The 12993-nt window shown below is 57.4% G+C and carries 14 protein-coding genes and 2 tRNA genes; 6 read left to right on the top strand and 10 right to left on the bottom strand.

Annotated features, from left to right (window positions below; genetic code table 11):
• Nucleotides 1-24 precede the first annotated feature (24 nt).
• Nucleotides 25-1311, top strand: a complete 1287-nt coding sequence (locus ACOCF6_RS16890) for a putative DNA modification/repair radical SAM protein (protein ID WP_482461498.1) — start codon at nucleotides 25-27, stop codon at nucleotides 1309-1311.
• Nucleotides 1311-2063, top strand: a complete 753-nt coding sequence (locus ACOCF6_RS16895; protein ID WP_482461499.1) for a TIGR03915 family putative DNA repair protein — start codon at nucleotides 1311-1313, stop codon at nucleotides 2061-2063. Before ACOCF6_RS16890 ends, ACOCF6_RS16895 begins: the two co-directional genes overlap by 1 nt.
• On the opposite strand, the gene ACOCF6_RS16900 is transcribed toward ACOCF6_RS16895, so the two are convergent.
• From ACOCF6_RS16900 to hemW, 9 genes are all read right to left on the bottom strand, one after another.
• Nucleotides 2050-3720 carry a mucoidy inhibitor MuiA family protein gene (locus ACOCF6_RS16900; protein WP_482461500.1) on the bottom strand — a complete coding sequence of 557 codons (1671 nt, stop codon included), beginning with the start codon at nucleotides 3718-3720 and terminating at the stop codon, nucleotides 2050-2052. The genes ACOCF6_RS16895 and ACOCF6_RS16900 overlap by 14 nt on opposite strands.
• 276 nt (nucleotides 3721-3996) lie before the next feature.
• Nucleotides 3997-4497, bottom strand: coding sequence for an RNA recognition motif domain-containing protein (locus ACOCF6_RS16905; RefSeq protein WP_482461501.1), 501 nt, complete (start codon nucleotides 4495-4497; stop codon nucleotides 3997-3999).
• 22 nt (nucleotides 4498-4519) lie between these two features.
• A complete protein-coding gene (locus ACOCF6_RS16910) occupies nucleotides 4520-5284 on the bottom strand; it encodes an SDR family oxidoreductase (protein ID WP_482461502.1) in 765 nt (254 codons plus the stop codon).
• A 51-nt stretch (nucleotides 5285-5335) separates the two neighbouring features.
• Complete coding sequence (locus ACOCF6_RS16915) at nucleotides 5336-6220, bottom strand: RluA family pseudouridine synthase (RefSeq protein WP_482461503.1); 885 nt, start codon at nucleotides 6218-6220, stop codon at nucleotides 5336-5338.
• A 3-nt stretch (nucleotides 6221-6223) separates the two neighbouring features.
• Entirely contained in the window at nucleotides 6224-7099 is an 876-nt protein-coding gene (gene hisG, locus ACOCF6_RS16920; protein WP_482461504.1) for an ATP phosphoribosyltransferase, read from the bottom strand.
• Nucleotides 7096-7473: a phosphoribosyl-AMP cyclohydrolase gene (gene hisI / locus ACOCF6_RS16925; protein ID WP_482461505.1), complete on the bottom strand. Its 378-nt coding sequence runs from the start codon at nucleotides 7471-7473 to the stop codon at nucleotides 7096-7098. The genes hisG and hisI overlap by 4 nt, the downstream gene beginning before the upstream one ends.
• Before the next feature lie 191 nt (nucleotides 7474-7664).
• Nucleotides 7665-7741 (bottom strand) — tRNA-Met (locus ACOCF6_RS16930).
• Between the two features lie 54 nt (nucleotides 7742-7795).
• A tRNA-Met gene (locus tag ACOCF6_RS16935) sits at nucleotides 7796-7872 on the bottom strand.
• A gap of 148 nt (nucleotides 7873-8020) precedes the next feature.
• Nucleotides 8021-9172: a radical SAM family heme chaperone HemW gene (gene hemW, locus ACOCF6_RS16940; protein WP_482461506.1), complete on the bottom strand. Its 1152-nt coding sequence runs from the start codon at nucleotides 9170-9172 to the stop codon at nucleotides 8021-8023.
• Nucleotides 9173-9240: 68 nt separating this feature from the next.
• Between hemW and ACOCF6_RS16945 the strand changes: the two genes are divergently transcribed.
• The 4 genes from ACOCF6_RS16945 to ACOCF6_RS16960 all read left to right on the top strand — a co-directional run bounded on the left by ACOCF6_RS16945 (nucleotide 9241) and on the right by ACOCF6_RS16960 (nucleotide 12349).
• Nucleotides 9241-9549: a c-type cytochrome gene (locus ACOCF6_RS16945; RefSeq protein ID WP_482461507.1), complete on the top strand. Its 309-nt coding sequence runs from the start codon at nucleotides 9241-9243 to the stop codon at nucleotides 9547-9549.
• 55 nt (nucleotides 9550-9604) lie between these two features.
• On the top strand, nucleotides 9605-9892 hold the full coding sequence (locus ACOCF6_RS16950) for a DUF507 family protein (RefSeq protein WP_482461508.1): 288 nt from the start codon (nucleotides 9605-9607) through the stop codon (nucleotides 9890-9892).
• A 7-nt stretch (nucleotides 9893-9899) separates the two neighbouring features.
• On the top strand, nucleotides 9900-10160 hold the full coding sequence (locus ACOCF6_RS16955; protein ID WP_482461509.1) for a DUF507 family protein: 261 nt from the start codon (nucleotides 9900-9902) through the stop codon (nucleotides 10158-10160).
• A 95-nt stretch (nucleotides 10161-10255) separates the two neighbouring features.
• The gene (locus ACOCF6_RS16960) at nucleotides 10256-12349 is read left to right on the top strand and encodes a transglycosylase SLT domain-containing protein (protein WP_482461510.1); all 2094 of its coding nucleotides are present in this window, start codon (nucleotides 10256-10258) and stop codon (nucleotides 12347-12349) included.
• Between the two features lie 58 nt (nucleotides 12350-12407).
• Here ACOCF6_RS16960 and ACOCF6_RS16965 read toward each other — a convergent pair whose 3' ends face one another.
• Nucleotides 12408-12887, bottom strand: coding sequence for a hypothetical protein (locus tag ACOCF6_RS16965; protein WP_482461511.1), 480 nt, complete (start codon nucleotides 12885-12887; stop codon nucleotides 12408-12410).
• Between the last annotated feature and the right edge of the window lie 106 nt (nucleotides 12888-12993).

Below are 12993 nucleotides of genomic sequence, written 5' to 3' on the forward strand. Positions count from 1 at the left end.
GCACCACGGTGGTATCCTTTCCCCATGTTTTCACTCCCCCTTGAACAGCGCCTGGAGATCCTGGCCGACAGCGCCAAGTACGATGTCTCCTGCTCATCCAGCGGCAGCATCCGCTCCGGCAAGGCCGGGGCCCTCGGCAGCACTGCTGCCAGCGGTATCTGCCACACCTGGAGCGCCGACGGCCGCTGCATCTCGCTGCTCAAGATCCTCCTGACCAACGCCTGCATCTACGACTGCGCCTACTGCCTCAACCGCCGCTCCAACGACATTCCCCGCGCCGCCTTTACACCCGACGAGATTGTCGATCTGACGATGAACTTCTACCGCCGCAACTACATCGAGGGGCTGTTCCTCAGCACCGGCGTGATCCGCTCCACCGACTACACCATGGAACAGCTGATCGCCGTGGTCCGCCGGCTGCGAGAGGTGGAACGTTTCAACGGCTATATCCATCTCAAGCTGGTGCCGGGGGCCGATCCGCTGCTCATTGCCCAGGCGGGGCGCTATGCCGACCGGGTCAGCATCAATATCGAACTCCCCAGCAGGCAGAGCCTGGCTCTCTTGGCGCCGGACAAGCCGCGCGAGTCGGTCATCAACCCGATGCGCCAGGTCAGCGGGCTGCTCCTCGAAGCCAGGGAAGAACGTACGAAGTCGCGTCGTGCCCCCCGCTTTGCCCCGGCCGGGCAGAGCACCCAGCTGATCGTCGGGGCCACGCCGGAGAGCGACCGCGACATCATCACCCTGACGGAGGGGCTGTACAGGAAACTGGAGCTGAAGCGGGTTTACTACTCGACCTATATACCGGGATCCATGGACAGCCGTCTGCCGGCACTCCCCACACCGCTACTGCTGCGGGAGCATCGCCTGTACCAGGCTGACTGGCTGCTGCGCTTCTACGGTTTCAGCGCCCACGAACTGCTGGACGAGACGCGTCCCAACCTGGATATGCGTTTCGATCCCAAGAGTGACTGGGCCCTGCGCCACCTGGAGTTGTTCCCGGTGGAGGTCAATCGGGTGGAGTACGAGGTCCTTCTGCGGGTGCCGGGGATCGGCGTCCGTTCGGCCCAGCGCATCGTGCAGGCGCGGCGCGGAACACGCCTAGGGGAGGTGGAGTTGAAGAAACTGGGTGTCGTGATGAAGCGGGCCCGCTATTTCCTGACCGCGAGCGGCCGTTATCTGGGGGGGATCCGGTTGGACGGACCGCGTCTGATGGAGCGGATGCTGGCACCGACCCGCCGACCGGCGCGCCTGGATCAGCTGGAGCTGTTTGCCGTTGTGCCGGACATCTCGGCGGTGACAGGGGAGTTGTGATGGTGAGTTACCGTTTTGACGGCAGTTTTGAAGGATTCCTCTGCGCGGTGGCAAGCTGCCTGGAGCAGGGGGGTGAATTCCCGGAATTCGTACCGGCGGGAGATGCTGCCGAAGCCGGGCTCTTTGCCGGCGACATCTGCGAGGTGGCAACCGAGCGGGATCGCGCCGTGGACTTTCGGCAGCGGTTTGTGGCAGCCGTGTCGCAGGATGCCTTTGCCACAGCGCGCTATGCCTTTCATAGCCAGCAGGAGGGAGTAGAGCAGCTCCTGTGGCACTATCTTCGGCTGGGTCTGGAGCGGGGCAGGGGGCTGTGCGGGATGCTGGCGAAGGAGCCGGTATATTCAATCAACCGCATTGCCCGGCACGTCTCCCACGAGGCCCACAAGTTCAAGGGCTTTGTCCGTTTTCGCCAGGTGACGGCCGGGTTCCTGTACGCCACCATCGAACCGGAAGCGGATATCCTCCCCTTGATCGCACCGCACTTTACGGAGCGGGTGGGGGATCGCCCCTGGATGATCCATGACCTGCGCCGCAACCAGGCGGCACTCTTTGATCTGCGCTCATGGCGGCTGATCCGGGATATCGAGTTGACCGCGGAACCTGGCATCACCGCCGCCGAACAAGACTATGCCGCCCTGTGGCAGCGCTATTTCCAGCACCACGCCATCACAGAGCGGCATAATCTCAAGCTGCAGCAGAAACACGTCCCGATGCGGGTCAGGAAGCACCTGACAGAATTTACAACCCCGTAACCTCCCGCTCCTTGGGGTACTCCACCACGATACCGAATGTAAGTTCCCGCTTTTCCCCCGCCTTCAGCGGCAGTTTCCAGGTCAGGCGCCCGTCTGCCTTGATCTCATCCGGTTTGATGGACGGTTCGTCCAGGGTTACCTTGATTTCGGCATCGCCGGCCAGCGGCAGCTGGTCGCGGATCGTCACGGTCTGGTCTTCGGCCCGGAAGTTGGCCGCTTCGATGCGGTAGCGGTAGCTCATGCGGTTCTTGCCGAACAGTCCGGCCTCCTTGTGCTGTTTCAACTCCTCACGCTTGACCGTTACCTGATCGTCGCTGCCGAAAAACAGATCGAACTTCTCGCCGGCCGCCACTTTCTTGAGGTAAGAATTGCCGGTAAAGGTGTTACCGGTGAAGATACTGACCCGACCCGGCAGAAGCGGATAGCCGGCGTGATTAACGATCTCTGATTTGAGAAAGACCAGCGGCGAAAGTTTGGGGGTTGCCAGGAATTCCAGGTTGACCGGCAGCTGTTCCATGGCCACTACCGAGCCATGTTGGCGGTTGTCGGAGGGAATATCCACGGTACGGGGAATGCGGAAGCTGACGGAGGTCTGCTCACTGCTGGCCTGGGCCGTCAGATATTCGGCCGGTACGGTTTCCTTCATGACTTCGTCCGATTCAGCCTCTTCCGCGTCCAGCATGGCTCGTCGGGCCTCCATCTTTTTTGCCCGCATGGGAGCCGGGGCCGACATCACCGGGGCGGCCATCGGCATGGGGCGGTAGAAGGAGAGCCGCCAGGGATACAGCTCCGGTGGTGCCCCTCCGGCGGCCGGACGGGCGGTAGAGAGGTTCAGTTCCACATTGGTCCAGTCTTCGCCGGTCAGCTGGCGCACCAGGGCGCGGAAGGTCAGGCCGGCACTTTTCCCATCCGCCGCCAGACGTGCATCGTAGGACGGTTCCCAGCCGGCCTGCCCGGTAACCGCCGAAAGGGCCAGGGTCAGGTTTCCGGGGCGGGTCACCTCCAGAGTAACCTCGACGCTCTTGCTCTCCTTGCGGCCGGCACCGCTGATCTCGTCACGCTGGCGCCGCAGGGCGTCAATCTTGTCCTTGATCTGGCGCTTTTCACCATCCAGGTCGCGGCTCTGTTCCTCGATCTTGCTTACCCCGCTGCCGACAAAACCCGAGGCGTCCTGTAACTCGGCGGTGGTAGGGCGGCCGATGGCCAGCTCCTTGGAGATGCGGTCACCCCAGGCGACACGGATCGAATCCAGAAAGGCCTTCTGGGAAGTCAGCCCGGCCTTGCGGGCGTCAATTGATCCTGACTGGCGTTCCAGAGTGCGGATTTCGTCATCGATCTCCTTGACCCGTTTGTCGCCGCTCTTTTCCAGGAATTCCCGTTTTGTCTCCAGCCCGACAATCGTCACCCCGGCCGTGCCCTTTCCTTCGACCCGCACGGAATCATCCTGGATCAGGGTGGGCAGGTTGTCGAACGCGACCAGGTAGCTGCCCGGTTTGAGGGTCAGGCCGGCGGTGCGGGTCGTCATGGCCCGGTCGGGATAGACGGTCACGGACGTGATGAGGGGTGTCGTCTGCAGGCGCTGCAGGTCGGCACCGAAGGCAACGACCGGTGTCAGCAGCAGGGCCAACAGTAGTGAATAGCGTGAGCAGTGTGACATGGGTATCTCCTTGTGGGTGGAGTCAAAGGTGTTCTGGAGTCGAAGTATAGCAAAAACAGCGGACAATGCACGTGGAGATATTGCAGAACTATGTATGGTAAGGGTGTGGCTGCCTGCGCCGGTTTTACCTTCTGCCCTGTGTGGGATTTACTCCATATACTTGTGCAGGGTTTTCGTGTATGTAATGAGTGTAACATGCCGGTATGATTGTTAATAAAAAAAGAAAGCCGCCCCTCATTTGGGCGGCTTCCTTTTCGTATTGTTGTCGTGTTGTTGTTACTTCGGTGAGCGGGTGCGAGGGGTTGTTGCGGAACTCCCCGGACGTTTGCCCTGGAACGGCCTGGCGCCTGGCCGGGCCGCTGGTTTCTCACCCGGTTTTGCAGCTCTGGCTGGCTTGTTGCGTTGATCCGGCGGAGAATCCGCCTTTGGCCTTGGTCGTGCTCCCGGCTTTATTCCGGGTTGAACGCCCGGTTTGGGGCCTGCTTTCATCCAGGGCTGTTTGTTGCCGCCGGATTTGGACATGCCCGGCTTCTGGGGGCGGGCGATGCTGACGACAATTTCCCGGTCGATCAGGTAGGTGCCGTCCAGGGTCTCGACAACCTCCTCGAGGCTGATGCCGGATGCCATGCGCACGTAGCCGCAGCGCTTGAACTCCCCGGTTTCCGGGTCAATGATCAGGTGCACGGAGGTGACCGTACCCATGACTGAAAACAGCTTCCAGACGTCTTCTTCGGTGGCGTTCTCCGAGATATGTCCTACGTAGATTTCTTTTGCCATGTTAGTTCCTTTAGTGTGTGCGTTACAGGTTGTCGCGGTGAATCGCGAACGGTCCCCAGGCCTGGTCGATGGACATGATCTCCAGGGTGTTGATATTGACATGGGGCGGACGGTTGACAACCCAGGCCACGGTCTCGGCGATATCGTCAGCAGTCAGCGCCTCAGTCCCCGCGTAGACCTGGGCGGCCTTGTCGTCGTCCCCCTTGAAGCGCACCTTCGAGAACTCGGTCTCGGCCATGCCGGGCTGGATGCAGCTCACGCGCACCCGTGTTCCCAACAGGTCACTGCGCAGGTTGCGGGAAAACTGGGTCACAAAGGCCTTCGTAGCGCCGTAGACGTTGCCGCCCGGATAGGGCCAGGCACCGGCCGTGGAGCTGATGTTGACGATATGTCCGCGGTTGCGGGCCACCATGCCGGGCAGGATCAAACGGGTGCAGTACATCAGCCCCTTGATGTTGGTGTCCACCATGGTCTCCCAGTCGTCCAGATTCACCTGATGGGCCGGTTCCAGCCCTAGAGCCAGGCCGGCGTTGTTGAGCAGTACGTCGATCTCGCGGAAACGTTCCGGCAGGGCCTCTACCGCGCCCTGCACCGCCTCGCGGTCGCTGACATCCAGCGGGATAATATGGATCTCGGCTGCTGTGGAAAGTTCCTCCTGCAGCGCCAGGAGCGGGTCAATTCGCCGCGCCGTCAGCACCAGGCGATTGCCGGACCGGGCGAAGCTACGGGCGCAGGCTGCTCCGAAGCCGGACGATGCACCGGTGATGAAGATGGTTTGAGCGCTCATGTCAAGACCTCCTGTATTTTTCTCCGCCAGCAGAATTGAATTGATTTCGTGCTAGGACGGGATCAGTCGCTGCACGGCAGAAAGCAGTTCTGGTGTAGCGATGCCTCTCTGCTCGCATAATTCCAGAAACCCGTCAGGAAGAGGGGCGCAGACCGTCAGTGGTCCGCTGTCCGGACGTATCAGGACTGTTTTGAATGAATGCAGGGCGAATCCTTCGTAATCCGGCAGCTCCTGGCTGCCGTAGCGCTTGTCTCCCAGCACCGGGTGACCAATGCTTTCCAGGTGTCTCCTGATCTGGTGCATGCGGCCACTGATCGGAACGACCGCCAGCAGGGTGCAGCCGGATCCGGCGGTCATGATCTCGTAGCGGGTCTCGGATTCCTTGTCATCCAGCGGCAGGTCGATCACACCACTGGCCGGGGGGGAACCCTCCACCAGGGCCAGATAGAGTTTGTCCAGGCCGGTGTCTTTGACCTGGCGGCCGTAGATGCCGGCCGAGGAGGAGCTTTTGGCGAGGATGACGGTGCCGGATGTCCCCCGGTCGAGTCGGTTGACCGGGTACAGTTTGCACGGGGTGGCCCGCCACTCCATATAGGCGGTGCCCTGTTCGACCAGGTCGTCTTCCAGTTCTGCTGTGCGGTGCATGGCCAGTCCGGCAGGCTTGTTGACTATGGTTATCTGGTTGTCTTCATAAAGGATGTCAAGTGCGGGTCGGTCTTCACGCAGCAGCGCGGTCAGGACGGCACTTTCCTTGAGGGTGACGGTATCGTTGCAGGTAAGCAAGGTATCCGGAGAGGAGGCCGTACCATTCAGCTTGACGGCGCCGCTTTTGATCAGTTTGCGGGGGTAGGCCGCGGCAGCCGTCGGCAGGAGGGTGCGCAGGAAACTCTCCAGCCGGCGGCAGTGATCACAGGGTTTGATTATATAGGTCAGCATGGGTCAGATGATCTTGTTCAACGGGTATTCAATGATGCCTTCCGCTCCCAGTTTGATCAGTTCCGGCACGATCCGGCGGACCTCTTTTTCTGACAGAATGCTTTCGATGGAAAGCCAATCCGACTTGTACAGGTGCGATACGGTCGGATTTTTCAGGCTCGGCAGCATGTTGGTGATGGCTTCGATCCTGTCGGCCGGTGCATTCATCTTGAGGCCGACCATGCCCTCTGCGGCCAGGGATGATTTCAGCAGGGTGGCGATCTGGTCAATCTTGGCGCGTTTCCAGGGATCTTCCCAGGCCGCCTTGCTGGCGATCAGGACCGGCACAGATTCCATCAGTTCGCAGACAATGCGCAGGCCATTGGCCTTGATGGTCGAACCGGTCTCGGTCACTTCAACGATGGCGTCGCACAGGCCGTCCACGACCTTGGCCTCGGTGGCTCCCCAGGAAAACTCTACGTTGACCGGGATGTTGCGCTCGGCGAAGTAACGGGTGGTAAATCCGACCAGCTCGGTGGAAATGGTGGCTCCGTGCAGGTCCTCAGGGCCCTGGACCTTGGAGTCACCGTTGACCACCAGTACCCAGCGGGCCGGACGGCGTGAGACCTTGGAATAGACCATCTCGCAGACTTCGATAACGTCGGAATCGTTCTCACGGACCCAGTCGCGCCCGGCGATGCCCGCATCGATCGTGCCGCGCTCCACATATTTGCCCATTTCCTGCGGACGGATCAGCTTGCAGTTCAATTCCTCATCGTCCACACCGGGAAAATAGCTGCGTGACGAGATGCTGATCTGCCAGCCGGATTTCTTGAATAAAGCAACGGTTGCTTCTTCCAGGCTCCCCTTGGGGATACCGAGGTTGAGTAAATGGCTCATTTTTTATAGACCTCCTTGGGATCGAACAGCGGGTTCGAGTGCTCCACCCATTCCCCGTTTTCCCATTTTACGTAGAAACAGCTGCGATTGCCGGTGTGGCAGGCGGCCGGACCGTTCTGTCTGACCTTGATGATGACGGTATCGGCATCGCAGTCAGTCAGTACTTCGACGACATCCTGGGTGTTGCCGGACTCCTCGCCCTTCATCCAGTATTTGTTGCGGGTGCGGCTGAAAAACCAGGTCTTGCCGTCTTTCAGCGTCAGGTCGAGGGTCTTCTTGTCCATGAAGGCCACCATCAGCACTTCGCCGTTCTCATGGTCCTGAATAACGGCCGGTATCAGGCCGCCCATCTTGTCAAAATCGATCTGGATCACGCTATTCTCCTTGAAGTACGTAGTCCGGATAAACCGGATAAGTGCGTTATCGAAATGACTTTTTTCAAAAAGCGAAAAAACATTTCGAACTTACATAATAGTGCCGAAGTATATGGTTTCAGGCGATGAAATGCAAGCATCCCCTGATGGCCGGAAATAAAGAAAGGCGCCCTGTAAAGGCGCCTTTTGAATGGTGGCTGCTCAGGGACTCGAACCCCGGACCTAGCGAATATGAGTCGCTTGCTCTAGCCAGCTGAGCTAAGCAGCCAAAAATTTAAGAACGCCCCTTTAGTCCAGAGAACCAAAGAGGCGATATTTGTTTTGGTTGCGGGGAGAGGATTTGAACCTCTGACCTTCGGGTTATGAGCCCGACGAGCTACCAGACTGCTCCACCCCGCGACAATTGAAGAAACATGTTTATAGCCTACGGAGTAGCTCAGGTCAATAACTATTTTCGTGCTGCAACGGTCATATTATAATAACTGCTGAAGTAACGATGTGTTACGCTATTAAATTAATTTGCTGCAGAGTTTGTGTGCTCTGGCCGTCATGATGCCAGGAACTGCAGAAACACCTGGTTAGACAGCAGCATACCGCGTCGCGTGAGTCGGACTCCGGAAGGCTTTTTTGACAGAAGTCCCTGTTTCTGTGCTGTAGCAAGCGCTTTCCCGAATAAATCCTCAAGCCCGGTTCTGAACTTCTGTTCAAAGGTTTCAAAGATAACGCCATCCGACATGCGCAATCCCAGGAACATATGCTCGGCCATTGCGTCTTCACGGGAAAGCTGTGTGGTGTCACGGCGGGGAAGTTCACCCTGCTGGACTGCACGGGTGTACTCATCCAGGTCAGCTACATTACTGAAGCGGGTTCCGTAAGCGGCATCCAGCAGATAGGAATGGGCTCCGGCACCCATTCCCAAATAGCCGTCTCTGTGCCAGTAGCCGCTGTTGTGCTGAGAGCGAAATCCGGGCCGTGCGTAGTTGGCAATCTCGTAATGTTCGTAGCCGTGTAACCCAAGCAGGTCGTCTGCTGTCTCGAACATCTCCGCAGCCAGGTCCTCATCCGGGAGCAGTGTGCTGTCCTCTGTGTACAGGTCAGCGAAGCGGGTATTTTCTTCAATGGTCAGTCCGTAGACCGAGAGGTGTTCCGGGGCAAGCTTCAGGGCCTGCTTCAGGTCTTTGCGCCACGCTTCCAAGGTCTGCCCGGGGAGGGAATTGATCAGATCAATGCCGATGTTATGGAAATTCGCCCTGCGTGCCGCGCTGAAGGCCGTCTGGGCCTGCTTTGCTGTATGGATGCGCCCCAGTTTTGCCAACATCCGGTCATCGAACGACTGGATGCCCAGAGAAAGGCGGTTGACCCCGGCCCGGCGAAAATCAGACAGCCGCCGGAAGTCAACGGTTCCGGGGTTGGCCTCCAGGGTGATCTCAGCACGGTCTGCAAGCCCGAAGGTGCGTTCTGCCTGTTCCAGCAGGAGGGCTATCTGCCGGGGATCCATTAATGACGGAGTACCGCCGCCGAAATAGATGGAATCCAGCTTCGGCCGCGTGGCTGTCTCTTTTGCAACGAGGTTCATCTCGCTGCACAGCAGCTCGGCATAGCGGTTCAGATCATTGCCTGAATGTTCTTGAGAGTAAAACGCACAGTACGGGCATTTTTGCTGACAGAAGGGTATATGGATATAGAGGCGTGAGAACATAATGAATTGCAATTTTATCTGGAACAGGTAGAATAAGTCCACTTTAAACTGAGGTGAGGGGAGGCGGTATGAGACGAAAAGTTTCTGTGGTTCTGGTGTGTGCGGCGATCTTGCTACCTGCCGTGATTGCACGGGCCGAGAGCAGGGGCGAGCAGCTCTTTAATCAGAAGTGTGCCATGTGTCACCGTGTCAAGGCTAAAGGCGGCGCCATTGGACCCGAGTTGACCAAGGTGGCTTCCCGATTGAACGAAGGTGATCTGAAGGCCCAGCTTGAAAATCCCAAGAAACGGAATGCCTCAAGTTCGATGCCCTCATTCAGAACACTGTCAAAGCCGGATATGGATGCCCTGCTGGGCTTTCTGAAAACATTAAAGTAAACGGGATGTTCCCTGAAGGGCCTGCCGGAAGGCGGGCCTTTTTATTTGAGGCTCTATGCGATTAAAGGAAGATCAGATCCATCGGTTGTCCGAGAAGGTATACAATGACCTGTCCGCTGCCGGCCTGATAACGCCGCGGCGCGAGCGGGGGGCAGTGGTTGAGGGGATTGCGAAAGCCATTGCCGGGGATATCAGCAGTGAACAATCCCTGGAGCGGGACGCCGAGCGTTTGCTGGATGAAACCATCGCCGGCCTGGGGCGGGCTGCCGCTGACATCGACCGCCGCAAAATGCTCAGGATGATCAAGGAAAAACTGGCAAAAGAGCGGAAGATAGTATTATGAGGGTGTTATGAGTATATCCGAAGACCGCATATCACATCTGGCCCACCAGATTGTGGAGCGCATCTGGCGCGACGACCTGGCTGACTGGACTGACGAACGACGTGCTCTGGATTGTATCAAGGAGTCGTTGACGGCATATTTTCATGTCGCTGAAGAGATTGAAGAAGCGGTACGCGCCAAGCTGAAAACAAAGGTTCCGGGCAGCCGCGACTGGGATATCCTGTACCACAAGTTTTATCAGGAAGAGTTGACCAGGCGGAAGTGGTAATGTAAGGCCGGCCGTCTCCTTATTGATTGAAGGGTTCATAATCGCAATGGCCAAGGGCGTCTGCCCAGGGCCATTTTTTACGAAAGGCAGGTTGCATGTTGCATTATTCTGTAAAATTGATTGCCGTTGCCGTAACAGCTGTAGTTCTCCTCTCTCCGCCACCATGTTCCTCAGGTGCCGATGATCTGCTTGCCCAGGCTGCTGCGCAGTTTCGCGACAAGGACTATATCGATGCGGTTCGTATAGCCAAAAAGGCGGGTGATTCTCCACAGAGGACATTTCTGCTGGGTGTGTCGCAGCTGCGAATGGGAAAGGCCGAAGAGGGGCTGCCGCTGCTGATTGAAGCTGAGTCGAAACTGCCGCTTGCGGCTGATTATGCCGTTCTGTACCAGGCCGAATCGCTGCTGAAACTGAAAAGATATCCGGAAGCAGCCGCTAAGGCTGCATCCATGCCGAAGGGGTTCCCGGCGTCGCTGCTGCTTCGCCGCGCTGCAAAACTGCATGCGGATATAGTCTACGAGTCTGGTGATTATCCTGCTGCCCTCAAGGCCTATCAGGCGTTTGTGGAAAAATATCCATCCGGCTCTGATTCCGTGGAGGCACTTTATCAGGCTGCCCGCTGTCGGGAAGAAACAGGTGACAGGAACGGCAGTGTCGCGATCTATCGCACGATCTGGCTGAACAATCCGACGGCTGTCCAGTCGGCGAAATCCCAGGAACGGCTCAAAGAACTGGAAAAATCCGGCGTAAAAAATGCTCCCTATACCACTGAAGAGCTCCTGAAACGGGCATCGACGCTTGCAGCCCAGAATGAACATTCCGGTGCGCTGCGGGTACTCCGGTCGATCCCGACAGAAGGACAGGCACCGGCTGTCGCCGACCGCATTGAGTTGCGCAGCGGCATGGCTCTCTACCGCCTGAGAAATTGGAAAGAGGCCGAAAAGAGTCTGACAAAGGCAGCCGGTACGACGATCCCAGGGATTCGTTCCGAAGCCCGTTTCTGGCTGGCCAAGACGCTGGAGCGCCAGGACAAGAACGAGCGTGCGTTTGAACTGTATATGGAGTTGGCCGGAGAAGGCAAAAAACAGGAATATGCGGATGATGCCCTGATGGAAGCTGCCGGACTGCGCCGCAGCCAGGGCAGTTATAGTGAGGCGGCGCGCCTGTACAAGCAGATCCTCAAAAACTGCCCGGATTCAAAATTCAGTTCCCGGGCCGCATGGGAATCCGGCTGGTGCCATTATCTTGCCGGCGAATATGCTGTTGCGGCAGAAGTGTTCAAACCCTTGCTCAAAGATGAAGCTATACGGGAAAAAGTCATCTACTGGCTGGCCCGGACCCTTGAACATACCGCCAGCGCTGAAGCGGACTCTTATTACCGCGTATTGCTGAATGACTACCCGGCCGGTTTTTATGCTACCTGGTACCGGGATCAGAAGGGGATCAGGGATGTGCGCGAAGCGCTGGGCCAGCGCAGTGCGCTGGCTGAATTACCGCTGGCTGCCGGTTTTGAAAAGCCCCGGCTGTTGGCGCTGTTGGGGATGGCGGACGAGTCCCGTACGGAAATGACGGCAGCCCGGAAAAAGGCTGGTGACAAGAAGTCGCTCTTTCCCGGCCTGGCGCGCACCTATCTGGAAATGAAGGACTACAGTTCGGCCATTGCCCTGTTTCTTCATAATCGGCCGGTGAAATGGGATACGGCCAGTCTGCCGCTCTGGAGTGCCGGATATCCGTTAGTCTACAGCGCTCCTGTTGCCCGGTACACCGCAGACAATTCGCTTTCTGAGGGGTTGATCTATGCCCTGATCCGGGCCGAAAGCGGGTTTACCCCTGCGATCAAATCACATGCCGGCGCCATCGGGTTGATGCAGCTCATGCCGGCCACTGCCAAGGCTACCGCTCGCGAGAATGGTGCCTTCAATCCGCAGAATCTTGTTATTCCGGATTATAATATCAGGCTGGGCACGCGCCATTTTCGTGATCTGTTGAAAGAGTATGACGGGGATGTTGTGTACTCGATAGCAGCGTACAATGCTGGTGCCGCGGCAGTGGATCGCTGGAGGAAAAATTACAGGGTGCTGAAGAAGGACGAGTTCATCGAGAGCATTCCGTATCAGGAAACGCGTGATTACGTCAAAAAGGTTTATGCCTCTGCAGCAACCTACCGGCAGCTGTATGGCCTGAAGTAGTCAGCAGTTTCAGGGAATTGCCCGGTTCAGGCAATGATGAAAACAGCAGAAATCAGCATCACTTTTCGGTGTCGAGCTCTCTTTCTTTCCGTATGGCGACAAGCCCTTCTGCCAATGGTTTTTTCCACATCCACTCCTTGAAGAGTTTGCGCAGGTCATCAAGCGTAAAACGTTCGGTCAGGTGAATCAGATTGTAGTTCTTGAAATCACGGTCCTGAAATTTTCGCTTGATTTCTGCCAGGTCCTTGCCGAAATAGCAGGTTACATTCAGCCCTTTTTTAATTTTGTTGCTGAAAAGGGTGTGCAGGTCAAGAATGAAATTGCTGTTGTCTTCAAGGTAAGGGTTGGTCTGCAGCCGTTCCAGATTTTCTTTCTGCAGCACCGAGCCGAGCTGGCGCGACAGGTCGCCGATCACATCGTAGAGACCTTCGATATATTCCTGCTGTTTCTCGTAATGCCGTTTATACTTGTCAAGCTGATCCTGCAGCTGTCTGATCGTTGCATCTGCCTCTTCCAACTGGGCCTTTTTTCCAAACATGTCGGGTATCTCCTGGTATGGATTGTCTGAAAAACACCTGATTTGTACTGTCCTGCTGTTACCATGTTACTGAATTCCTGTCAAATATCCCGTTGCCTGAGCCATT

This window comes from Geobacter psychrophilus, assembly GCF_056821595.1.

Excerpts from the sequence above, each read along its gene's own strand:
- hisG (WP_482461504.1), bottom strand. The coding sequence starts at position 7,099 with ATGAGCCATTTACTCAACCTCGGTATCCCCAAGGGGAGCCTGGAAGAA.
- ACOCF6_RS16910 (WP_482461502.1), bottom strand. The coding sequence starts at position 5,284 with ATGAGCGCTCAAACCATCTTCATCACCGGTGCATCGTCCGGCTTCGGA.
- ACOCF6_RS16915 (WP_482461503.1), bottom strand. The coding sequence starts at position 6,220 with ATGCTGACCTATATAATCAAACCCTGTGATCACTGCCGCCGGCTGGAG.
- ACOCF6_RS16895 (WP_482461499.1), top strand. The coding sequence starts at position 1,311 with ATGGTGAGTTACCGTTTTGACGGCAGTTTTGAAGGATTCCTCTGCGCG.
- hemW (WP_482461506.1), bottom strand. The coding sequence starts at position 9,172 with ATGTTCTCACGCCTCTATATCCATATACCCTTCTGTCAGCAAAAATGC.
- ACOCF6_RS16900 (WP_482461500.1), bottom strand. The coding sequence starts at position 3,720 with ATGTCACACTGCTCACGCTATTCACTACTGTTGGCCCTGCTGCTGACA.
- ACOCF6_RS16960 (WP_482461510.1), top strand. The coding sequence starts at position 10,256 with ATGTTGCATTATTCTGTAAAATTGATTGCCGTTGCCGTAACAGCTGTA.
- ACOCF6_RS16905 (WP_482461501.1), bottom strand. The coding sequence starts at position 4,497 with ATGGCAAAAGAAATCTACGTAGGACATATCTCGGAGAACGCCACCGAA.
- ACOCF6_RS16955 (WP_482461509.1), top strand. The coding sequence starts at position 9,900 with ATGAGTATATCCGAAGACCGCATATCACATCTGGCCCACCAGATTGTG.
- ACOCF6_RS16950 (WP_482461508.1), top strand. The coding sequence starts at position 9,605 with ATGCGATTAAAGGAAGATCAGATCCATCGGTTGTCCGAGAAGGTATAC.
- ACOCF6_RS16945 (WP_482461507.1), top strand. The coding sequence starts at position 9,241 with ATGAGACGAAAAGTTTCTGTGGTTCTGGTGTGTGCGGCGATCTTGCTA.
- ACOCF6_RS16890 (WP_482461498.1), top strand. The coding sequence starts at position 25 with ATGTTTTCACTCCCCCTTGAACAGCGCCTGGAGATCCTGGCCGACAGC.
- ACOCF6_RS16965 (WP_482461511.1), bottom strand. The coding sequence starts at position 12,887 with ATGTTTGGAAAAAAGGCCCAGTTGGAAGAGGCAGATGCAACGATCAGA.